At 63.9% G+C, this 22,441-nt stretch carries 20 protein-coding genes; 13 read left to right on the top strand and 7 right to left on the bottom strand.

Annotated elements, in window-relative coordinates:
• Both VK804_RS14930 and VK804_RS14935 read right to left on the bottom strand, forming a co-directional pair.
• On the bottom strand, nucleotides 1-4,590 hold a 4,590-nt coding region (locus tag VK804_RS14930; RefSeq protein ID WP_325371594.1), incomplete at its 3' end, for a FecR domain-containing protein.
• 326 nt (nucleotides 4,591-4,916) lie between these two features.
• On the bottom strand, nucleotides 4,917-5,132 hold the full coding sequence (locus VK804_RS14935) for a hypothetical protein (RefSeq protein WP_325371595.1): 216 nt from the start codon (nucleotides 5,130-5,132) through the stop codon (nucleotides 4,917-4,919).
• Nucleotides 5,133-5,215: 83 nt separating this feature from the next.
• Between VK804_RS14935 and VK804_RS14940 the strand changes: the two genes are divergently transcribed.
• Together VK804_RS14940 and VK804_RS14945 are read left to right on the top strand one after the other, a co-directional pair.
• Nucleotides 5,216-6,013 (top strand): transglutaminase-like cysteine peptidase, encoded by a 798-nt coding sequence (locus VK804_RS14940; protein ID WP_325371596.1) that lies wholly within the window; start codon nucleotides 5,216-5,218, stop codon nucleotides 6,011-6,013.
• A 112-nt stretch (nucleotides 6,014-6,125) separates the two neighbouring features.
• A complete protein-coding gene (locus VK804_RS14945) occupies nucleotides 6,126-7,241 on the top strand; it encodes a hypothetical protein (RefSeq protein ID WP_325371597.1) in 1,116 nt (371 codons plus the stop codon).
• A 93-nt stretch (nucleotides 7,242-7,334) separates the two neighbouring features.
• Here the strand turns inward: VK804_RS14945 and VK804_RS14950 are convergent, their stop codons facing one another.
• Nucleotides 7,335-8,027 carry a formyltransferase family protein gene (locus tag VK804_RS14950; protein ID WP_325371598.1) on the bottom strand — a complete coding sequence of 231 codons (693 nt, stop codon included), beginning with the start codon at nucleotides 8,025-8,027 and terminating at the stop codon, nucleotides 7,335-7,337.
• Nucleotides 8,028-8,075: 48 nt separating this feature from the next.
• Complete coding sequence (locus VK804_RS14955; RefSeq protein WP_325371599.1) at nucleotides 8,076-8,708, bottom strand: hypothetical protein; 633 nt, start codon at nucleotides 8,706-8,708, stop codon at nucleotides 8,076-8,078.
• Between the two features lie 173 nt (nucleotides 8,709-8,881).
• On the opposite strand from VK804_RS14955, the gene VK804_RS14960 reads away from it, so the two are divergent.
• Nucleotides 8,882-9,631 carry a response regulator gene (locus VK804_RS14960; protein WP_325371600.1) on the top strand — a complete coding sequence of 250 codons (750 nt, stop codon included), beginning with the start codon at nucleotides 8,882-8,884 and terminating at the stop codon, nucleotides 9,629-9,631.
• The gene (locus VK804_RS14965) at nucleotides 9,628-10,962 is read left to right on the top strand and encodes an ATP-binding protein (protein WP_325371601.1); all 1,335 of its coding nucleotides are present in this window, start codon (nucleotides 9,628-9,630) and stop codon (nucleotides 10,960-10,962) included. Before VK804_RS14960 ends, VK804_RS14965 begins: the two co-directional genes overlap by 4 nt.
• A 9-nt stretch (nucleotides 10,963-10,971) precedes the next feature.
• Here the strand turns inward: VK804_RS14965 and VK804_RS14970 are convergent, their stop codons facing one another.
• Complete coding sequence (locus VK804_RS14970; RefSeq protein WP_325371602.1) at nucleotides 10,972-12,621, bottom strand: tetratricopeptide repeat protein; 1,650 nt, start codon at nucleotides 12,619-12,621, stop codon at nucleotides 10,972-10,974.
• 39 nt (nucleotides 12,622-12,660) lie between these two features.
• Here VK804_RS14970 and VK804_RS14975 point away from each other — a divergent pair, with 39 nt between their 5' ends.
• From VK804_RS14975 to VK804_RS14990, 4 genes are all read left to right on the top strand, one after another.
• A complete protein-coding gene (locus VK804_RS14975; protein WP_325371603.1) occupies nucleotides 12,661-12,909 on the top strand; it encodes a hypothetical protein in 249 nt (82 codons plus the stop codon).
• Nucleotides 12,872-14,398 (top strand): tetratricopeptide repeat protein, encoded by a 1,527-nt coding sequence (locus VK804_RS14980; protein ID WP_325371604.1) that lies wholly within the window; start codon nucleotides 12,872-12,874, stop codon nucleotides 14,396-14,398. Before VK804_RS14975 ends, VK804_RS14980 begins: the two co-directional genes overlap by 38 nt.
• A 384-nt stretch (nucleotides 14,399-14,782) precedes the next feature.
• Nucleotides 14,783-15,535: an ABC transporter ATP-binding protein gene (locus VK804_RS14985; protein WP_325371605.1), complete on the top strand. Its 753-nt coding sequence runs from the start codon at nucleotides 14,783-14,785 to the stop codon at nucleotides 15,533-15,535.
• Nucleotides 15,532-17,052: a permease gene (locus VK804_RS14990; protein ID WP_325371606.1), complete on the top strand. Its 1,521-nt coding sequence runs from the start codon at nucleotides 15,532-15,534 to the stop codon at nucleotides 17,050-17,052. Before VK804_RS14985 ends, VK804_RS14990 begins: the two co-directional genes overlap by 4 nt.
• Here VK804_RS14990 and VK804_RS14995 read toward each other — a convergent pair.
• Nucleotides 16,988-17,794, bottom strand: coding sequence for a DUF72 domain-containing protein (locus VK804_RS14995; protein WP_325371607.1), 807 nt, complete (start codon nucleotides 17,792-17,794; stop codon nucleotides 16,988-16,990). The genes VK804_RS14990 and VK804_RS14995 overlap by 65 nt on opposite strands.
• A gap of 230 nt (nucleotides 17,795-18,024) precedes the next feature.
• Here VK804_RS14995 and VK804_RS15000 point away from each other — a divergent pair, with 230 nt between their 5' ends.
• Both VK804_RS15000 and VK804_RS15005 read left to right on the top strand, forming a co-directional pair.
• The gene (locus VK804_RS15000; RefSeq protein ID WP_325371608.1) at nucleotides 18,025-18,279 is read left to right on the top strand and encodes an AbrB/MazE/SpoVT family DNA-binding domain-containing protein; all 255 of its coding nucleotides are present in this window, start codon (nucleotides 18,025-18,027) and stop codon (nucleotides 18,277-18,279) included.
• Nucleotides 18,276-18,671: a type II toxin-antitoxin system VapC family toxin gene (locus VK804_RS15005; protein ID WP_325371609.1), complete on the top strand. Its 396-nt coding sequence runs from the start codon at nucleotides 18,276-18,278 to the stop codon at nucleotides 18,669-18,671. Before VK804_RS15000 ends, VK804_RS15005 begins: the two co-directional genes overlap by 4 nt.
• A gap of 11 nt (nucleotides 18,672-18,682) precedes the next feature.
• On the opposite strand, the gene VK804_RS15010 is transcribed toward VK804_RS15005, so the two are convergent.
• Nucleotides 18,683-19,606 (bottom strand): alpha/beta hydrolase, encoded by a 924-nt coding sequence (locus VK804_RS15010; protein WP_325371610.1) that lies wholly within the window; start codon nucleotides 19,604-19,606, stop codon nucleotides 18,683-18,685.
• 116 nt (nucleotides 19,607-19,722) lie between these two features.
• Here VK804_RS15010 and VK804_RS15015 point away from each other — a divergent pair, with 116 nt between their 5' ends.
• From VK804_RS15015 to VK804_RS15025, 3 genes are all read left to right on the top strand, one after another.
• A complete protein-coding gene (locus VK804_RS15015) occupies nucleotides 19,723-20,538 on the top strand; it encodes an MBL fold metallo-hydrolase (protein WP_325371611.1) in 816 nt (271 codons plus the stop codon).
• A gap of 125 nt (nucleotides 20,539-20,663) precedes the next feature.
• A complete protein-coding gene (locus VK804_RS15020; protein WP_325371612.1) occupies nucleotides 20,664-21,710 on the top strand; it encodes an amidohydrolase family protein in 1,047 nt (348 codons plus the stop codon).
• 23 nt (nucleotides 21,711-21,733) lie between these two features.
• A complete protein-coding gene (locus VK804_RS15025; protein ID WP_325371613.1) occupies nucleotides 21,734-22,246 on the top strand; it encodes a GDSL-type esterase/lipase family protein in 513 nt (170 codons plus the stop codon).
• The last annotated feature ends 195 nt before the right edge of the window (nucleotides 22,247-22,441 follow it).

The raw sequence follows: 22,441 nt of genomic DNA on the forward strand, positions 1-22,441 counted from the left end.
GCCGGTGCCCGACAGCGTCACGATCGAGGCGCCCGCGGTGGTCGCCGAGATATCGAAGGTGGCGTCGTCGACAACGTCGCTGGAGGCCGAAATCGAGCCGGTGCCCGACAGCTTCAGCGTGCCGCCGTTGATCGTGGTCGCTCCAGTATAGGTGTTGTCGCCCGTCAGCGTCAGCGTGCCGCCAACCACATTCAGCGTCCCGCCGCCGCCCACGGCGGCCCCGATGCTGTTGGTCCCGATCGAGTTGAGCGTCCCGGAATTGGAGAGCGTACCGTTAGTGATACTGTCGCCGCCGTTCAGGTTCAGCGTCGAGCCGGCATCGACCGTCACCGTGCCGCCGGTGTTGGTGACGCCGGTATTGGTCAGTTCAAGCGTGCTGCTGTTGGTCGCCTTCAGCGTGCCGGTGTTGGTCAGCGTGTCGGTGTTGAGGTCGAGCCCGCCGCCATTGGCCTCCAGCAGGCCCGCATTGTTGAACGTGGTGTTGCTGCCGTCGATCGTCAGCACCCCGCCGGTCGATTCCAGCGTGGCACCCGAGGCATTGGTAATGGCGATGTCGTGCAGGCCGTTGGTCCCGGTCGCATCCAGCAGCCCGGAATTGCCCAGCGTGCCGTTGCTGATGCTGTCGCCGCCGTTCAGGTCCAGCGTCGAGAGCGCATCGACCGTCACAGTGCCGTTGGTGTTGGTCACCGTGGTCGAGGTCAGTTCCAGCACGCTCGAATCGGTCGCCTTCAGCGTGCCGGTGTTGGTCAGCGTATCGTTGTTGAGGTCGAGCCCGCCGCCATTGGCCTCCAGCAGGCCCACATTGTTGAACGTGGTGTTGCTGCCGTCGATCGTCAGCACCCCGCCGGTCGACTCCAGCGTGGCACCCGAGGCGTTGGTGATGGCGATGCCGTGCAGGCCGTTGGTCCCGGTCGCATCCACTAACCCGGAATTGCCCAGCGTGCCGTTGCTGATGGACGCATTATTCAGCGTCAGCGTGCCGGTGCTATCGATGGTAATCGTGCCGCCGCCATTGGCGACCGTAGTCGACTGATCGAGCGTCAGGGCGCCGACAACCTCGATGCCGCCGCCATTGGTCACGTTTTCGCCGTCCAGCGCGTTGCCGCTGCCGCTGACCTTGATCGTGCCGGACGAATTGAGCGTGCCGGTTTTCACGGCGGCGCTGCCGGTAAGGTCGATCTCGCCGCTGTCGTTGACGGTGCCGCCGGTGATGGTCGCCCCATTCAGCGTCAGCGTCCCGGTGCCATCGACCGTGACCGTGCCGCCGCTGTTGTCGATCGTGGTGGGATCGATCGACAGCGCGCCGCCAGCCAGAATCTCCAGCGCGTTGTTGGCGGTGACGGTTTCGGCGTTCAGCGCGTTGCCGCTGCCGCTGACGTCGATCTTGCCGGCATTGTCGAGCGAGCCGGTGTTCAGCACGCCGCTGCCGGTCAGATCGATGGCGCCGCCGCTCTTGTTGGTGACGGTGCCGCCGGCGATACTGGCGCCGTTCAGCGTCAGCGTCCCGGTGCCGTCGACCGTGACGGTGCCGCCGCCATTGGCGACGGTCGAGCCCTGGTCGATCGACAGCGCGCCGCCAGCCAGAATCTCCAGCGCGTTGTTGGCGGTGACGGTTTCGCTGTTCAGCGCGTTGCCGCTGCCGCTGACGTCGATCTTGCCGGCATTGTCGAGCGAGCCGGTGTTCAGCACGCCGCTGCCGGCCAGATCGATGGCGCCGCCGCTCTTGTTGGTAACGGTGCCGCCGGCGAGACTGGCGCCGTTCAGCGTCAGCGTCCCGGTGCCGTCGACCGTGACGGTGCCGCCGCCATTGGCGACGGTCGAGCCCTGGTCGATGGACAGCGAGCCGCCGGCCAGAACCTCCAGTGCGTAGTTGGCGGTGACGGTCTCGCCAAGCAGCTCGTTGCCGATACTGCTGACGTCGATCGTGCCGGCATTGTCGAGCGAGCCGCTCGTCAGGAGGCCGCCCGAGAGGTCGAATTCGCCGCTGTTGTTGACAGCACCGCCGGTGATGGCCGCGCCGCTCAGCGTTCCCCTAGCCGTGCCTTCGATTACCAGGTTTCCGCCGGCATTGGCGACATCGACCAGGATATTCAGCGTGCCACCGGTGACGTCGATCTTCCCGGCATTGGTGATGCTGGTTTGGTCCTTGAAATCGCCGCCCTGGGCGAGATCGATGGTGCCGGAATTATTCAGGATGCTGGCATCCAGCACTTCCATCGCGCCGCCGACGCCGATGGTTCCGGAATTGTCGACGATCGAGTCGACCCCAAGCGTGAACGCGCCGCCGATCGTCAGCGTGCTGTCGTTGTTCAGTTCCGGATGGGCGTTGCCGAGATCGCTGAAGTCGTTCAGCGTCACCGTCTTGGCGAAGGCCGGCGCATCGATCGTGACCGGATAGGACGGCGTCAGGCCGATCAGCTGGTTGGTGATGATGATGGCGTCATCGTTCGCGGTCGGAACGGTGCCGGTTTCCCAGTTCGACCCGTCGCTCCACAGCCCGCCCGGCTGCGAGCCCGGTGTCGCGGTCGCGATCCAGACCACGGCGGGCGTGTCGGTGCCGGTGATCGTGACGATGACGTCCTGGGTGGTGGTCGCACCCTGCGAATCCGTCAGCGTCACCGTATAGGTGAGGGTGAGCGTTTCGCCCTTGGGGAGGAAATCGGCGATATAGACCGGAAGCTCGGCAAGATTCCAGTTGATGGTTCCGTTACCCGTCAGCGTGCTGTCATTGCCGGCCGCGATCGACGCGGTCAGCGCCGTCTTCAGCAGATCGAGCGGCCCGGGCGGGAGCGCATCGACCCCGTTCAGCACGGTGATCCCGTTGAGCACGCCCACCGCGCCGGTCAGCGCGGTCGCGACCGTGTGGGTGTCGGTCAGGTCGACGTCGGTGAAGGCCAGCGTTCCCGAGGTCGGGTCGCTGGTCGGCAGATCGCCGCCGGGGACGCTGGTGCCGCCCGAAAACGCGATGCTCGGCGCGCTCGTGGTGATGACGGGAACGTCGTTGGTGCCGGTAATGGTGATCGTCAGCGTAAGCGGGGTCGACTCGTCGTTCGGCCCATAGTTGTTGTCGACCTTGATGTTGTAGGTCAGCGTCAAGGTCTCGCCGGCGGCCAGGAAGTCGAGAGCGCTGTCCGGCACGCTATAGCTAAAGGCCGTGGTGCCGACATTGTTGTTGCCGGCGTTCGGCGTCAGCACAAGCTTGGCCTCGACCGCCGCGATGTCCGCGAGCTGCTGGGCGTTCAGCGCCGCCGTCACATCCTGATGCGCCGCGTTCTGGTAGCTGAACGAACCGAACTTGGCCGAGACCGAAGGCGCATCGCCGGCGTTGATATCGACGAAGTTGACGGCGCCGGAGACACTGTCGAGATCGGCGCTGTCGCCGGTCTTGCCGGCGAGCTCGGTGATCTGGAAGCCGCTGATCGGCTGGCCGAGAAGGTTGACAATCACCGCATGCGGCGGCCCGTCGATGTGGCTCAGCGAGTTTATAGGTCCGCTCGATCCCGACGGTCCTGTCTTGTCGGACGTGTTCAGGATATAAGCCGTGCCGGTAATGGTCTGGCCGTTCGTCAGTATGATCGGCGTCAGCGGCAGCGGGACGATCGAGTCGGTGAATTGATGATCGAACGTCTTGGGGGTGGTGTCGTAGGCGTATTTCTCGGCGAAAACCTCGTTGATGAGTTTTTGCATCTCATCCGAGAGGCCGGCGTTCGAGATGCTGACCAGGCCCTCCCGGATGTGGATCAGCTGGCCGGCCTTGTTGACCTCGGCGATCGGCGTCAGGGTGTTCTTGTCGAACAGGATGTAGGAGCCGGTGGTGCCGTCCGGTTCGACCAGCACCTGGAACTTGGCGTCGGGCACGCCCGGGGTCGAAACGTTGAAGTCGATCTCGCACAGCACCGCGGTGCCGCGGATGCCCATCGTGGCGACCGGGGTATCGATCTTCATGTCGCCGTGCTTGGCGGTCTGGCCGGCGACGAAGGAGATGGTGCCGGCGACCAGGCTAATCAGCGACGAATTGTTCGACCCGTTGGGGTCGTAGACCATCTCGTTGAGCACCATCCGGGCGTTCGACGACAAGCCGAACACCGTGCCGTCGATGAAGGTGATGCCGACCGTCGAATCCGAGCCGGACTGGACGACGTCGCCTTTTTCGACGTTGTCGCCCTGGTTCAGGATGATCGAGACGCCGTTGCGGATCGCGGTCGCGCTGCCCGCGAGCTTGGTGACGTGGCCGATCACGGCGTTGGCGCCGGCCGCGCCGCCGGCCTGCGCGTATTCGGTGTGGCCGGTCAGGGCGTTGACGAGTTCGCCGGTGAGATGGGCGCCATCGGGCGACGACAGCGCGGCGCGCTTCTCGCCCTTGAAGTAATCGTGCAGTACCAGTTCATGGTCGTCCCGGGAAAGCACCAGGTCGACGCCGGACCGCTTGAAGTCTGCGTTGAACAGCAGCTGCGCGTCGGGAACGATGATGGCGTCCGCGGGAACATGCGTCGCGTGCGCGGTGACCGTCTCGACATGCGCATGCCCGTGCGAGTGCAGACCCGAGCCGTCAGCGTCGTGCTTGGCGTCGAATTTGCCGGCGTAATTCAATGGGCCACCGCAAATGGTTAATATTTATATAATATTCAAGGTCTATGCTTGCTTATCACTGGAAAGTGCATCGCGAAACCATCTTCTGCTTGTGCGACGCCTGTCATTCTTGATCCGGCCGAATGGTTCTCGGTCAATTCGATTGCCAAAGCTGCACGCATAGAAGTACTCGGAGCACTCTCTTTGGTAAGAATTCGATCATCGAAAGAATAGACCGACCTTCTTGATGTAATCGAACGTATAGATTTCAAGGCCGATACTGAGGTGGTCTTATCCTTGCATCGCACTGCAGGATACTGCGCCCTCTTCTTAGCTAAAAGTGTGACCTAGATAACAAAACCCGCGTTTTGCGGCGAATTAGCCATATCCTGCGGAAATTCCGCGCAATACAACTCCTGCATGTACCCCGCGCTTCCTGCGAGGAACTTTCGCTCCTCGCAGCGCCCGATCCGTAAAATTTTCATCAAATCGGCGAGGCGGATTTCAGCCTGTTTCGTGCTTTTCGGCCGCCTGCGGCCGACTTTAAGCAGAACAAAAGCCACCCGATCCATCATCACCCCCTGAGACGATCCGGTCACCCGAGAAGGCCAACAAGGCCTCCGGTGCCGGCGCATTGGGGCGTCAAATGGGAATCTTCGGTCGCTCGTACGCGTGGCGTGCCTTCATCCTTGCCTGCGGCATGGCCTGGTTCGGCCCGGCGGCGGAACTTGCCGCGGCGACCCTGATGACGCCTGGGGCTGCGGATCTGATCCGGAAATCGACCGAGCCGTTCGGGCTTTCGGCCTGGGACCTGTCCTTCGGGGCGGTGCGGGACAAATGGATTGGGGTCGAGCGCAAGCTCGACGACGAGAGGGTGCAACTGGCGCTGTGCGACGGCGATCGCGATCACTGCGTGTCGCCGGCGGCGCTGCGATTGCTCGCCATCGTCGACGATGCGCGAGCGCGCGAGGGACGCGCCCGTCTCGGCGAGATCAACCGCGCGATCAATCTGGCGATCCGGCCGATGAGCGACCTGGCGCAGTGGGGCGAAATCGACGTCTGGAGTTCGCCGCTCGAGACTTTCGCCAGCGGCGCCGGAGACTGCGAAGACTATGCGATCGCAAAATTCGAAGCCTTGCGGCTGGCCGGCGTCTCGCCCGACGATTTGCGGATCGTGATCATGCGCGACACCATCCACGGCGAGGACCACGCGGTTGCCGCCGCGCGGCTCGACGGGCACTGGCTGACGCTGGACAACCGCCGCATGGCGATGGTCGAGGACGCCGATGTCAGGAATTACCGGCCGCTGTTCGTCATCGACCAGCACGGCATCATGCAGTATGCGGACGCGCCGCTATTGGCCCGTTTGCCCGATCGCGATGCGCCGTCACCGGTGATGCTGAATTCGGCCGCCCAACCCGCCCTGATTTCTTCCGCCAACTGACTGCCGCGCTCGCCGGCGCGACACCCAGGGCGATTGACATCTCCGCGCCCGGCTCGATGATGGATTCCGCCAACAGCCGAAGCGAGCAGGCTTTCATCTGATGGGGACCGGGATGCGGGGAATCGTGCTGGCTGCCGTCGCGATCCAGCTTGGCCTGGCGCTGCCGGCGCTTGCCGAAAATCCACCCGATTCGGAGCGGCCGATCAACGAGGTGCTGCCGCTGTTCGAGCCCAATCATTGCGCGGCCTTCAGGGACGCTACCGAGCAGTTATTCTGCGGCGACCCCGATCTCAATGGCGCGGCCGCGAAGCTGAACATCGCGATCCAGAACAGGCTGAACCGGCTTGCCAATCGTCGCCTCGCGATCGAGGAAAATGCCGAATGGATCAGGGATCGCAACTCGAGTTGCGGGGTTTTCGCCAACCAGCGGCTTTCGAGCCGCAACGTCCAACCCATCAGGACCTGCCTGTTGAGGGAAACCGAGGAGCGGACGGAGATACTGACCGATCCGAATTTTGATTGTCTGGCGACCAACAGCGCCGCCGGCGCGCTGATCTGCAGCGAACCCTCGCTGGCCATCGCCAAGACTGAACTGAACGACCACGTTCTCCAACTCGTCGCCAGGCTGAAGCCGGACGACGCGAGAGATGCTCTCTCCGAATACGAACGATGGGGCCGGGAGCGCGACCGGAAATGCGCCCTGGCGGACAAGGACAACGTGCCGCTCGAGGAGCTTTCGTCGTCGGAGGGCTGTCTGAGCGATTATTTCAGCGAGAAGACGGCCGAGGTCGCCGCGGCCAGGGGCGATCCCGGAAAAATCTTCGGACGGCATCTCGCCTCGCCCTTGCCCGATGCCGACGCCGTCGATCTCTGCGTCGCGCAAATCCATGCGGCCAATGCGTGCGAGAACTTCCTTGCGGTCAGCCGTGTGTCCCAGATCGACCACAAGGTGGCGGAGGACAGCGCGCTGGTGACGGCCGAGGTCGAAATGATCGTGCTGTCGCCATTTGCGGTCTGCAGTCCGATCGCGTCCGGCTGCACCGGCACCTGCTGGGACCTGAAGTCCGGCAAGGCGAACGCTGCGCCGGGCAGCCGGGACAGCTTGTCGGTGGCGCACCGCCTGAGGATCGCGAAGGCGTTCGCGTTCCAGAAGGCCGGTAGCGGCTGGCGCTGCAATACCACGTCGCTGCAGCCGGTGGATTCTGGCATCGCGCTGCGGGGGCCTTAGAGCGCGATGACTTTTCCTCGAATCGTCATCCCGCTCTAACTTTTTGAGCATGATCTTTTCGGAAAACCGGTGTCCACTTTTCCGGATCATGCTCTAGATTTTTGCCGCGCTCGGCCCGGCCGCCGGCAGCACGGCGCGAAACTCGATGCCGTGCAGGTTGATGGTCGGGCAGATGCCAAAATGATTGCCGCCGAACACCATCAGGCGGCGGTCGAGTTCGTCCTTGGGAATGTCGAGCGGAATGTCGCAGATCGCCCGATAGGCGCGGCGGGAATACTTCTTGCTGCCCCACCGAACCGGAAGCGCCGCCGGCAGGTCGGGATCCGTCGCAAGCGATTTGGCGCAGCGCCAGAACAGTTGCGCGAGGTGGGCGTAGGCCAGCCCCTCCAGGCCGAGCACGGAAATGTCGGATGGGAACGGAAACAGCGCGACGTCGATGATCGGGCCGGCATCGACCCGTTCGACCATGACATGGGCGGTCGCACCGAACTCCTTTGCCCGCTCGTAAAGCGCAAAATGCGCGGGCGCCCATCCGGGATAGCTCGGCGGTCCCGGATGAAAATTGATCGCACCGTAGCCGAGCCGATTGAGCGTGCTGCCGGACACGATCTCCGGGGTCACGAAGGCGATCAGCCGGGCTCGCGCCAGCACGTCGGAATGCAAGGCGGCCAGATCCGCGGAGGTTCCGACCGAAATCACCGTGAGCTGCGGATTGTGCCCCTGCAGCAGCAGGGGTAACGCAACATGCTCGGCTTCACCGGCAAGAAGAATGATGGTGTCGAACATCGCTTTCACTGATTGCGCACAGGCCTTCGGTGTGTCGTCGCCCGAAATTCAGGTCTGGTAGTCGATCAGGAGCGGCGCGGATGAAGTCGCGCTGCTGTTGCCGGGATCGGTGCTGCCGGTCGCGCCGTATGGCGTCGATGACGTGCCGGACTGTGAATTCTGCAGCGATTGCAGGAACTGCTGCAGGATGTCGCTGGCGGAGCTGGCGCTGTCGGTCGAGGACGAACTGTCGGCGGGTGGCGAACCGCCGTGGCCACCGCCGTGATGACCATGATGTGCATGGCCGGCGGCACCAGATCCATCCGGACCGGCGGGAGGACCCGGACTGGCCGTGCTGCCAGAAATACCGCCCCCGGTGCTGGCGCTGCCTGCCGCGAACGCCGCCTTGAAGACGCCCTGCAGCTCGGTGGCTTGATCGCTGGTCAATTTGCCGCTCGACACCTCGTTCGCGATCAGGCTGTCGATCTTCGACTTCAGGTCGGCAGGCGAAGAGCTGGTGCCGCTGGCCGGAGCGGCCGGCGGATTGCTCTGAAGCGACGAGTTGATATCGTTGAGCGCGGACGACAGCGCGCCCTGGTCGGAGGAGCTGATCGCGCCGGAATTCACTTCCGCCTGCAGCTGATCCTGCAGCTGCTGCAGGGGCGTAAGGGTGTTACTGTAGGCCGCGGAGATCGATGTCATGCGTCTTCCAGGATTCGCGCAAAGAACGGCCCGACGGTATGGTTAACAATCTTAACAAGGCCTTGTTATCGCCAAGCCGCCATGTTGCCCTGTGTTGCAACGGAGTCTCTGGAAATATCTGGAAATAAAAATACTTCGCCGACCGCCTCGAATCGAGAGACAAGGTCACCGTCATGCCCAATCAGGCCCCGCCGAACATTCTTGTCGTTGAAGACGACCGCGAGACGCGGACGTTGATCGCGAAATATTTGCGCACCAACTCCTGCAACGTGACCACGGCAAACGACGGACGCGAGATGGCCCGCGCGCTGGCCGACTCTCGCGTCGATCTCGTCATCCTCGACGTGATGTTGCCGGGCGAGGACGGCCTCAGCCTGTGCCGCAAGCTGCGCGCCGAATCGCAGACCCCGATCATCATGCTGACCGCGCGCGGCGAGGACGTCGATCGCATTCTCGGACTTGAAATGGGCGCCGACGACTATCTTGCCAAGCCGTTCAATCCGCGCGAATTGCTGGCCCGCATCAATGCGGTGCTGCGCCGGCAGGCGGCGGCGCAGACGGTCAGCGCCATCAATGGCGCCACCGCGCTGACCTTCCTGGGCTGGCGGATCGATTTCAGGCTGCGCGAATTGCGCAATCCGGCCGGCGCGCGGGTTGCGATGACCAGTGCCGAATTCGACCTGCTGCGGACCTTCTGCGAACGGCCCGGTCGCGTGCTGTCGCGCGACAGCCTGCTCGACCTCACGCAAGGGCGCAACGCCGGTTCGTTCGAGCGCAGCATCGACGTGCTGGTCAGCCGTATCAGGCGCAAGATCGAAACCGATCCGCAGGAAGCCGCCATGATCAAGACGGTGCGTTCCGGCGGCTACATGTTCACTCCCGAGGTCGAAGCGGTGACGATCGCTCCGAACAATTACTCATGAGGCTGCTCGGCTTTCTGAATCTGCGGGGCATCAGCGGACAGATCGCCGCACTGGTGGTCGCCTCGATCGTCGCCATCCATTTGATCATCACCGCGACCTTCCTGATCCACCGCCCGGATCAGGTCGAGCCATCGATCGGTCACAGCCCAAGCCAGCTCGCCGCCCTGGTCCAGCTGCTCGGCGCCGCGCCCGCGGCGCGGCGGCCACAGCTTTTCGCCGATATCGCGCGGACGTTTCCGCAGCTCGAGATCGCAAGCCTGGCGCCGGGCACCGCTGCCGCGGCGGACGAGCCGGAGAGCAACAGCCTGCGCATGCTGCATCGGCGGCTCGGCAACGGTTACCGGATCTTTGCGCTCGCCAATGGACGGGACGGCCGCAAGCTCGGCATCGCGCTGCCGGATGGCGAGTTGATCTCCGCAAGGCTTCTGCAGGACCAGTGGCAGCGTCCGCTGTGGCGCGGGCCGTGGATGACGACATTGCTGTTCGCGGTGATCTGCGTCACCCTGCTCAGCCTGTGGGCCGCCCGCGCCCTGACGGCGCCGCTGTCGGCCTTCGCCAGGGCGGCCGAAGACTTCAGCCTGAACGGCGCCGCGGCGCCGTTGCCCGAGCGCGGCCCGGAGGAAATTCGCTCGGTCGCCAAGGCGCTGAACCGGATGCGGGAACGGATCACGACCCTGATCGACGACCGCACCAAGATGCTGGCCGCCATCAGCCACGACCTGCGGACGCCGATCACCCGGATGCGGCTGCGCTCGGAATTCATCGAGGACGACGCCCATCGCAGCCGCATGCTGGTGGATCTCGACCAGATGCGATCGATGCTGGAATCCGTGCTGTCCTTCCTGCGCAACGACCGCAAGCTCGAATCGATGACGCTGGTCGATGTCGCCAGCACGCTGCAGCTCGTCACCGATCAATTCGCCGATATGGGACACAAGGTGGCCTATGAAGGCCCGGAACACGCGATGGCGATCGTGCGACCCGACGACCTGCATCGCAGCGTCACCAACCTGGTCGAGAACGCGGTCAAGTTCGGCACCGAGACCACGATCCGCCTGACGGTCGCGCCTGATACCGTGACCGTCGAGGTCGAAGACGACGGTCCCGGCATTACGGATGCGCGCAAGGATTTCATGCTGCAGCCGTTCGTGCGCGGCGACGAAGCGCGGAACATGGACGAAGCCTCGGGCTTCGGCCTCGGACTTTCGATCGCACGCACCATCGTGCTGGCGCATGGCGGCGAGCTGTCGCTCAACGACCGGCGGCCCCATGGATTGGTCGTTCGGATCAGATTGCCGGTTCGTCAGCCCAGCCGGCAGGCGGCCGCCTGAACGAAAAGGTCAGCCCATTGCGAATTTCCGCAGCATGGCGTCGAACGCCGATTTGATGCGCAGCACGAACGGGGCCTTGTAGGGGAAATCCTCGTTCTGCTCATGCACCAGCATCGAGGCATTGGCTTCGAACACGACGAGGTTGCCGCAAACGTCCAATCCGCAGTCGATGCCAAAATAGTCGAGCCCGATGCGCCGCCGGATTTCCCGCAAGATGAGATAGTGCGAAGGGTTGAAGACGCCGGCCGGATCGCCCAGGAACGCCTCTTCCTCCCGCTGCATCCATGGATGATCGGCCATGTCGGTCGAGTCGTGGTGCACCTTCCAGCCGTCCGCTATCGCCAAATGGTACGGCAGAATCTCTCCATTGACGAAGATGAAGCGGTACTTCCGGAAATAGCCGTCGGCGGAACGGTAGTCGATGTATTCGATCAGATAATGGTCGCAGCCGGGACGCTGCGCCAGCAAGGCTTCGAGTTCGGCCGCGCCCTCGATTCTCTCGAAATCGTCGCCGCCATGGGTCCCCGCCGGCCGGACCAGGACGCTGGGTGAAGCCGCGAACGCGCCCTGCAATGCTGCGGCAAGGTCAGTGCCGGCTTTCAGGCGCGAAATCTTCGGCACCCGGCAGCCCGGTATTCCCTGCAGGAGCTCGGCGATCGCATCGCGCGTCGTCCGCCTGATTTTCAAGGGATCGTTGACGATGGGCTTGCCGAGCCGCGCGGCGAGATCGGCCGCCAGCGGCAGCAATGCGGCCCCTTGGTCGGCATCGGAGATCAGATTGACGACGACCTGCACGTCCCGTTTCAGGAGTTCGACGTCGATTTCGCTGGAGGCGAACAGCGCGAGCGTATCGGTGTCGTAGTCGGCTTGCTTGAAGAGATAACCGGTCGGCAGGTTACCGGCGAAGGGGGCATACAACGCCAGAATACGGAAATCTGCCGGAAATTTCGCGGCCGGCCGCCGGATCAGTGGCTGCAATTGCGCGGCCCTGGCATAGGCGGCTTCGGCGGCGTCGATTTCGCCGAGCTGCTGGCAGATGCCGCCGATCCAGTAGATCGTATCGGCATCGCCGGGGTTGAGCACCGCGGCCCGCCGAAAGCTTTCCAGCGCGGCTTGCAGTTCATTGAGTTCGAACAGCAGTTTGCCGAGTTGATGGTGAAGTTGGGCCTCCTGCGGCCGTTCGCCGATCAATTCCGTCAGCAATGCCCTGGCCAGAAGATGCTGCTGCGTGGCCATCAGGGCCTGCGCGAGATTGGTGCGCGATGGCCAATGGGCAGGGTTGATCGTCAGTGCCTGGGCATAAAGCGCGATGGCCTCGCCGGCCTTGCCGGTCTTGAGACGCACATTGCCGAGGTTGCACCAGCAGGCCGTCAGATGCGGTGATAGCCGCAGGGCTGCCTTGTAATTCTCGGCGGCGAATTCGAGATCGCCGCGAACCATGCAGGCATTGCCGAGATTGGCGTGCAGCTTCGCAAGCGTCTCGACGGAGACCAGTCCGGACGGCTCCAGTTCGGATAGGGCGAGCCCGTGCCGATAGGCGCCGATGGCCTCAATGATCCTGCCGGCGGCATAGTGCGCCAGCCCGGTCTGCAAATCTTGCGCGGCCTGCGCATCGGCGGTTTCGGTGCCGGAGAGACGAGTTGCTAACGCGGATACCATCAGGAACCGGAACTTTCTTGCCACTGGAATGAATCGACGATGAAGATTGTTGGTAAACAAACTCCTGCCGCCGCCGCCTTTTTGAATCGTCGAAGCGATAAATTTGCTTCCGGACATGTCCGGAGGGCGGGGATAAGGAAATATTTGGCCATAATCGGCGCCGCCGCGGCGATCGATGGGGGCCTGGATAAGGTTGCGAATCGCCTGATCGTGGTATCCACGGGACTTCCGATGTCGGACCGCGCGAATTGTGACAAGACCACAGCAGACCTCCGCGCCCGCGCGTGACGATCAACGCGCCGATCGAAGCTGGGCGCCGCGGCTGGCGCAGGAGGCGCGGCTGCGGCAACTCGACGAACTCCTGGCGCGCCGCCATGCCCCGGCCGATGCCGATGCCGTCAACACCGAAATCGAGCGTGCCGCCCTGCTGGGCGCGCTCGACAGGTTGCAGGAGGCGCAGCTCGCTTTCGTCGACATCCTGCGCAGGGCGCCGGAAAATTTCAGCGCGCTCAACGAGTTCGGGACATTGCTGACCAATATGGGCGCGATCGACGCGGCCTGCCGGGTCTATTCGGAGGCGATCCTCCACCACCCGGCCAATCCACTGGCGCGCGTCAACCTCGCCAACCTCCTGCTTCGCGCCAACAGGCATGCCGAGGCCCGCGCCCACTACGAAGCGGCATTGCTGGCCGACCCCGAACTGGCGGCGGCCCATCAGGGCCTCGGCGCGGTGCTCGCCGATCTCGGCGATCGCGCCGGCGCCTCCTATCATTTCAGCAAGGGTTTTCGCGGCCACGCCGTTTCGACTCTGCCCTATCGCGGCACCGCGCCGCCGATCACGCTGCTGCAACTGGTTTCGTCGGGCGGCGGCAACATTCCAACCGCCTCGTTCCTGGACGATTGCACCTTCATGACATCGGTTGTCGTCGCCGATCATCTCGATCCGCTGACGCCACTGCCGCCGCATCAACTGGTCTTCAACACCATTGGCGACGCCGATCTCTGCGAACCGGCGCTGGAAGCCGCTACCCGCCTGATCGCGCGCACCACGGCGCCGGTCATCAACGATCCCCGCGCGGTGATGAAGACCGGCCGCATCGCCAATTCGAGGCGGCTCGGCGCGCTACCCGGCGTGATCACCCCGCGCACCGTCGCGATCCCGCGCGACGCGCTGGCCGGACCTGACGGCGCCGATACCATTGCCAGACACGGCTTGGCGGTTCCATTGTTGCTGCGTTCGCCCGGCTATCACACCGGGCGCAACTTCATCCTGGTCGACGAGCCGGCCGCATTATCGACTGCCGCGGCCGGCCTTCCCGGCGACGATCTGCTGGCGATCGAATATCTCGATGCCCGCGGCAACGACGGCAACGCGCGCAAATACCGCGTGATGATGATCGCCGGCGAGATCTATCCGCTGCACCTGGCGATCTCGGGGAACTGGAAGGTGCATTATTTCACGTCCGACATGGCCGACAAGCCGGACCATCGCCTCGAAGAACAGCGCTTTCTCTGCGACATGCGCTCGACGCTCGGAGACAAAGCGATGGTCGCGCTCGAAGGGATACGCGACGCGCTCGGCCTCGACTATGCCGGAATCGATTTCGGCCTCAGCGGCGACGGCGAGCTGTTGTTGTTCGAGGCCAACGCGACCATGGTGATCGCCAAGCCGGATGCCGATGAGCGCTGGGCCTATCGGCGCGCCGCGATCGGCGCCATCCTCGACGCCGTCGTTGCCATGATTAAGCAGAAGTCGGCCGAGGCGGCCCAGGCTTAGAGCATCATGGGATGGCGTTGAGTCGATTCGCCGTGAGCGCGAAGCGCCAGCGATCCGATGCTCCGGCTGCAGCGCCGCAGGGCCTTACCAAAAAACCGCAAAACAACCCCATGCAAAGTAGAAAACCCCGACTTACAAACCCGGTGTTGTCTCGCGTCCGGGCATGAGAAAATGGTCCGTCGCCGCGCCCCAGCCTGATCCCATCCCGCTTTAGCTGACAACTGCGCATCGGCGCGATTTGGGGCGCGCGATTCACCGTGCCGAAAGTTCTTCGGTCCATGGTTCCTCGGCTAGAGCGTTTTCGAGCGAAGTGGGTACCGGTTCGCGTGAAGAAAACGCGTCAAAACAAGAATCTTGCTGCAAATCACGGATTGTTCCGACCTCATGAAACCGCAGGAATCCGCGCTGCAAGTGCGAGGGTTAACAAAGCGTTTTGACCGCCTCGCGGTCGATGCGCTCGATCTCACCGTCCGGCGAGGCGAATTCTACGCTCTCGTCGGCCCCAACGGCGCCGGCAAGACCACGACATTGCGCATGGTGGCCGGGCTGCTGCGGCCCGATGCCGGCGCGGTCACAGTCTTCGGGGTCGATGCGCTGGCCGATCCCACAGCCGCCAAGCAGATGGTCGCATGGGTGTCGGACGAGCCGATGATCTACGACAAGCTGACGCCGCTGGAATATCTCGAATTCGTCGCCGGCCTCTGGGGCGTCGACGCTTCGGTATCCGAACCGGCCGCACATGAACTCTTGATCTCGCTCGGGCTCGAGCCGCATCTACACGAGCGCTGCGAGGGATTTTCCAAGGGCATGCGCCAGAAGGTGGCGCTGGCGGGCGCGCTTGTGCACGACCCCCGCCTGATCATCCTCGATGAACCCCTCACTGGCCTCGATGCGGTGTCGGCGCGTCATGTCAAGGGACTGCTCGGCGATCGCGTCCGCTCCGGCTGCACCGTGATCATGACCACACATATTCTGGAAGTCGCCGAGCGCATGGCCGACCGCATCGGCGTCATCGCCGCGGGACGGCTGGTGGCCGAAGGCACGCTCACCGAACTGCGCCAGCAGGACGGTCATAGCGACAAGAGCCTCGAAGACCTGTTCATCGCGCTGGTCGATGTCGAGGCCGCCGCGGCATGAGCGCGACGGCCGATCTCAGCTGGTTTGCCCGGCACGAAATCCGGCTGGCATGGCGCGAATGGCTGGCGATGATGACCGGCGGCCGGCGCAAGAAAAACCGCGCCGTGATCGGCCTGATCGTGTTCGCCGCGATCATGCACCTGCCGGCCTATGCCGTGATCGGCCGCTTTGCCGACCTCCAGCTGCCGCTCGACAAATCCTCGCTCATCGTCATGACCGCGACCATCCTGCTGGCCTGGGCGTTGATGCTGTCGCAGGCGATCGAATCGGTGACGCGGGTGTTTTACGCGCGCGCCGATCTCGACCTGATCATGTCGTCGCCGGTCCGGCTGGAAAGCATATTCTCGGTGCGCATCGCGGCGATTGCGTTGTCGGTGACCGCGATGGCGCTGCTGTTGTCGACGCCTTTTGTCGACGTTCTCGTGTTCGGCGGCGGCGCCAGATGGTTTTCCGCCTACGGCGTCGTGGTCGCGGTCGGGCTGTCGGCGGCGGCGGTTGCGATCGCCATCACGATTGTGCTGTTTCGCCTGATCGGGCCGGCCCGTACCCGTCTGGTGGCGCAAATCGTTGCCGCGATCATCGGCGCCGGCTTTGTCATTGCACTGCAGGTCGCGGCGATCCTGTCCTACGGCACGCTGTCGCGTTTCGCGGTGCTGACTTCGGACGCCGCGGCAGCCTTTGCGCCCGACGGCGACAGCGTCGTCTGGTGGCCGGCACGCGCGGCGCTCGGCGATGCCGAGGCGCTGTTGCTGCTGCTCGCGGGCGGGCTGTTGTTGCTCGGCGTCGTGATGGCGATCTTCTCGCCGCGGTTTGCCGACACCGCGGTCAGCGTGTCGGCCCATGCCGCGCCGAGCCAGCAAACCCGCGCCAAGGCGTTTCGCGGCGGCTCGCGGCAACAGGCGCTGCGGCGGAAGGAATTCTTGCTGTTGCGCCGCGACCCCTGGCTGATCTCGCAAACCCTGATGCAGCTGCTCTATCTGGTGCCGCCGGCCCTGATGCTGTGGCGAAGCTTTTCCGACAGTTCACTCGCCATCGTGCTGATCACGCCGGTCATCGTGATGGCGGCGGGGCAACTCGCGGGCGGCCTCGCCTGGCTGACGATCTCGGGCGAAGATGCCGCCGACCTGGTGGCGACCGCGCCGCTGTCCCGTCAGCGCGTGATCCGCGCCAAGATCGAAGTGGTGCTGATCGCGATCGCGGCGATCTTCGCGCCGCTGGTCGCGGCGCTGATGTTGGCCTCACCGCTGCAGGCGGCGGTGACCGCGGCCGGGGTCTTCATCGCGGCGGCGTCCGCGACCTCGATCCAGCTCTGGTTCCGCGTCCAGGCCAAACGCAGCCAGTTCCGCCGCCGCCAGACCTCGTCGCGGCTGGCGACGTTTGCGGAGGCCTTCTCCTCGATCGGCTGGGCCGCGACCTCGGCGCTGGTGCTGGCGTTCCCGATCGGCGCTGCGATCAGCGGGCTGATGACTTCGGGCATTCTCGCGGCGACATGGAAGCTGAGCCCAAGGCGGGAGTGAGCGCGGGCACCTCAGCTTCCCGGGCTGCTATCGCAAGTGCATTTCCGAGCGCCGCTCCCTCGGCGGTATTGTCGAAAATGCACCATGTCAGAGTGTCGCGTTTGCGGTGGCTGTCGAGGCGTCTGCCGAGCTCCGTCAGCGCGGCGTCCTCATAGTCGGAATAATAGATTCGCGGCGATCCGTGCCAGCGATAATAGGCGAGTCCGCTCCAGCCGCCGGGTTCGCCAGCGCCGGGTACGGGCGCGGGATCGGCGGCGACACGCGCGATACTGCGCTCGGCGAGCCATTTGTCGACTCCGGGGGCGAACCAGCTGGCATGCCTTGGCTCGCAAACGATCGGCACAGGGAGCCGTCGCTGCAGGCCGCGAAAGAAGCGGCCGGCGACGCGCCGTTCCAGCGCCAGTTTCGGCGGCAACTGCACCAGCAACACGCCGAGCTTGTCGCCAAGTCCGGCTACTTCCGCCACGAAGCGGTCCAGCAAGGCACGGCAATCGGAGAGCCGCCGGTCATGCGTCATCGCCTTCGGCATCTTGACCGAGAAACGAAAGCCGGAAGGCGTGGACTCCGCCCAGCGCTCATACGTCTTAAGCCGATGTGGGCGGTAAAACGACGTATTGATTTCGACTGCGTTTAGAACTCTGGCATACCGCTCGAGATGGCTGCCGATGCGCGGTATCTCCGCGACATAGCGCGACGGTACGCCCCAGCCGGCGGTACCGACCCGTAAAGGCGACGGACTCATCCAGCGGCCATTGAGGTTGACATTCGCAAGGGAATTCTCATCGTCATATTCAATGAGATTTCCGCCTGCCGGTTCCCTCCGGGCGTGGCCGTTACGCTCTAACCAACTCCATCACCGCCGCCGCGAAGGCCTCCGGCTACTCGTGGAAGAGGAGCCCTAAGGCGGGAATAAGCTTCTTGAATGTAAGGCCTTTTTGCCTTACACTTCAGGTTAGAAATTTCGAGGCTGCCATGAGCACTCTTACCGTTACCGCCAAAGGCCAAGTTACCTTGCGCAAGGACCTGTTGGATCATCTGGGGGTACATCCCGGCGATAAAATCAACGTGGACAAACTCCCCGATGGACGGATCGAGGTGAAGGCGGCCCGGCCGACCGGAAGCATATCGGATGTTTTCGGTTCGTTGAAAACGAAGAAAAAGGGCCGGACGCTATCGATCGAGGACATGAATGAGGTCATCGCCCGAGGATGGGCGGGCAAGCGATGAAGATCACGGCGGACACCAACGTGCTGGTGCGGGCGGTGACCGAGGATGATGTCGAGCAGAGCAAAGCTGCAAAGTCGGTCCTCCGCGATGCGGATATCGTTGCGCTGACGATACCTTCGCTTTGCGAATTGGTCTGGGTGCTGCAACGTTACAAGATTCGGCCGGCCGACATCGCCGAGACAATTCGCGGTCTGATAAACAGTGCAAACGTTGTCGTGAACCGATCTACCGCCGAAGCTGGGCTCGCCATGCTGGACGCAGGTGGAGATTTTGCCGACGGCGCTATCGCTCATGAGGGAAACTGGCTCGGCGCGGATACTTTTGTCTCCTTCGACAAGAGGGCCGTAAAGTTGATGGAAGCCAAGGGTAAATCTGCCCGGCTTCTATCATAGGGCGACAGTTCTCACACCCCGACCAACTCCATCACCGCCGCCGCGAAGGCCTCCGGCTCCTCCTGCGGCAGATTATGTCCGGCGCCGGGAATGATGCGATGGACCCGACGGCCCGAAAACTTCGCGGCCTGCGCTTTGCCGTCGGTCGCGGGCGCCACACCGTCGCCATCGCCGTCCAGCGTGATCGTGGGCACGGTGATGACCGGCAGCGCCGCCAGCCGGCGTTGCAGCTCGGCGTATTGCGGATCGCCGTCGGCGAGACCAAAACGGTGGCGGTAGCTGTGGATCACGACATCGACATAATCGGGATTGTCGTGGGCGACCGCCGTCCGCTCGAAGCAGGCATCGTCGAACCCCCAGTTCGGCGACCATTGCTGCCACAGGATTCGCGCGATGCCGCGCCGGTTGGCGGCCAGCCCGGCCCGTCCGCGCTCGAGCTGGAAATAATACTGATACCACAGCGGCACCTCGCGTTCCGGCCTGGCTGGAACCATCGCCCGCGCAATGTCCTGGATCAGATAGCCGTTGACCGACACCAGGCCCGCGCATCGTTCCGGCCACAGCGCAGCGCCGATGCAGGCGGCGCGGCCGCCCCAGTCATAGCCGGCGAACACTGCGCGCTCGATGGCAAGCGCATCCATCAGCGCGATCAGGTCGGCGCCGACAGCGGCCTGCTCGCCCGAGCGCGGCGTCGCCTTGTCGTGAAAGGAGGTCGGACCGTAGCCGCGCAAATAGGGAACGATGACGCGGCAGCCCTGAGCCGCAAGCTGTGGCGCGACGTCGACATAGGAGTGGATGTCGTAGGGAAAGCCGTGCAGCAATACCACGGCCGGCCCGTCCGCTGGACCCGCCTCGTAATAGGCAATGTTGAGGACGCCGGCGTCGACATGGTGGAGCGGCTCGAGACGTCGCGAAGAGGATGCGGGTACGGGCATTGATATCTTCCGAGAAGGATGTCGTCCGATTGCATCCCGGCGATGGGTAAATGCAGCCATGACGGAAGTGGCATCGCACGATACAGTAGCGGCCTCATCCTAAGACGGGTCCGGCCATGTTGCGATGCTTTTCCGCCGTCCTTGCACTGCTGTGTCAGCTGATCGCGCCGGCCTTCGCCGAGGATGTCCCGCGCAGCGAGTGTCTGGCGATGGCGAACGCGCCGCCGCGCGCCACGCCGGTCAGCCTGCGGCTGGCGGACGCCAAGCCCGGCGAGGTCACCATCACCTATGCCGGCCATTCGACCTATTATATCGACACGCCGGGCGGAATAAGGATCGCGACCGACTTTAGCGGCGCCTACACCACCGGCCGGCTGCCCGACGTCGTCACCATGAACCGCGCCCATTCGACGCACTACACTTTGTTTCCCGATCCGCGCATTCCCCATGTGCTGCATGGCTGGCGCGATGACGGGGCACCAGCGAAGATCGCCGAGCGCATCGGCGACGTCTATATCCGCAATGTGACGACCGATATCCGCCGCTATTTCGGCGAGGATAGTAGCGGCGAGATGATCAAGGACGGCAACTCGATCTTCATCTTCGAGGTCGCTGGCCTCTGCATCGGCCATCTCGGGCACCTGCATGTCAAGCTCGACGACAGCCAGTTCGCGGCGATCGGAAGGCTCGACATCGTGATGGTGCCGATCGACGGCACCTACACCATGTCGCTCGACGGCATTTCCGACATCACCCGCCGCCTGCGCGCCTCGGTGGTGCTGCCGATGCACCGTTTCATGACGCCGCTCGACGAATTCATGCACTTGGTCGGCCAGCAGTTTGCGATCGACGTGCGGACCGAGCGGACGCTGACGATTTCAAGGGATACATTGCCGGATACGCCGACGGTCATTATCCTGCGCGGGGTTTGATTTACCACCGTCATTCCGGGGCGATGCGAAGCATCGAACCCGGAATCTCGAGATTCCGGGCCTGGTCCTTCGGACCATCCCGGAATGACGAATAAGAAAAATGTCAAAAAGGGGAGCGACGATCCATGGCCAGCACTTTGCCCACCACCAGGAGCGGGCTTTATGCCGATCCGCGCGAGGATTGGCTCGCGCAATATACCGAGCAGGTGCTCGATCCGGCGCGTCCGATCGTCGATCCGCATCATCATCTCTGGGATCGCGGCGGCCAGCGCTATCTGATCGAGGATATCGCCGCCGACATCGCCTCCGGTCACAACATTGTCGCGACCGTCTATGTCGAGGCCCGCTCGATGTATCGCGCCGGCGGGCCGGAGGCCATGGGCCCGGTCGGCGAGGTCGAATTCGCCAATGGCGCGGCGGCGATGAGCGCGAGCGGCGGCTACGGGCCGGCAGCGATCTGCGCCGGTATCGTCGGCCACGCCAATCTGTTGCTGGGCGAGGCCGCGCGCGCCGTGCTGGAAGCGGAGATCGCCGCTGGAGGCGGCCGCTTCCGCGGCATCCGGCATTCGTCCGCCTGGGATGCCGACCCCAATGTCGCCCACATGTATGCGACCCGGCCGAAGGGCCTGTTGCTCGACACCACCTTCCGCAAGGGTTTTGCCTGCCTCGCCCCGCTATCCTTGAGTTTCGACGCCTGGCTGTTTCACCCGCAGATCGGCGAACTCGCCGATCTCGCCCGCGCCTTTCCCGACACCAAAATCGTGCTCGATCATTGCGGCGGCCCTGTCGGCCTCGGCGTCTATGCCAACCGGCGCGACGAGATCTTCAAGGGCTGGAAGGCCTCGATCCAGGACGTCGCAAAATGCCCCAACGTGTCGGTGAAGCTCGGTGGCCTCGCGATGCGGCTATTGGGCTATGATTTTCACGAGCGCGCAAAACCGCCCTCCTCCGAGGAAGCGGCGGCCGCGTGGCGCCCCTATATCGAGACCTGCATCGAGGCGTTCGGGCCCAGCCGCGCAATGTTCGAGAGCAACTTTCCGCCGGACAAGGGCCAGTGCAGCTATCAGGTCATCTTCAACGCCTTCAAGCGGATTGCGGCACCCTATAGCGAGGCCGAGAAGACGGCGCTGTTCTCGAAGACGGCTGCGGATGTCTATCGGCTGAAGCTTTGATCGACGGAGTGACGAGGCAACACATGAAACCGTGGATTCCCCGGCTGAAGGTTTCGGCATGCCTCGTCCTCCTGTTGGCCATGTCACCCCTCGCCATTAGCGCGGCCCGCGCGGCCACCGTCGTAGCCCTCGGCGCCAGCAATACCTATGGCAAGGGCGTGGCGCGCAGTCAGGCGTTTCCGGCGCAGCTCGAAGCGATCTTGCGGGCGAGAGGGATCAACTGCCGCGTCATCAACGCCGGCATTAGTGGCGATCCCACGGAGAACATGCTGCGGCGGCTCGACAGCGCCGTGCCGAACGGAACCAGCGTCGTCATCCTGCAGCCCGGCGGCAACGACAGACGCAAAGGTGGCCCGGACCGCACCGCGGAAATCGAGAGCCGGCTGAGCGCGAAAGGCATCAAGGTGATCATGCTGCCGAACAGCGCATTCCACGGCATGCCGCACCAGCCCGACGGCCAGCATCTGACCCCGGAAGGCTATCACATGATCGCGGAGCAGCTCGCTTCGCAGGTCGCCGGCGCGATCGGCCGCTAGAGTTAGGTTAATGAGACAGACGCGATCAGTCGCTCTCCCTCTCCCCGCTCTTCGCGGGGTCGAGACGAGCGAAGCTCGCTCCTAGAGGGTTGGGGTGAGGGGCTCTCTCCGCGAGCGCGACTCGTTGAGAGTCCCCCTCACCCGAAATTCGCTACGCGAATTTCGACCTCTCCCCGCAAGCGGGGCGAGGTAAGT

Origin of the sequence: Bradyrhizobium sp. (assembly GCF_035484855.1) — a bacterium.
Taxonomy (GTDB): Bacteria; Pseudomonadota; Alphaproteobacteria; order Rhizobiales; family Xanthobacteraceae; genus Bradyrhizobium.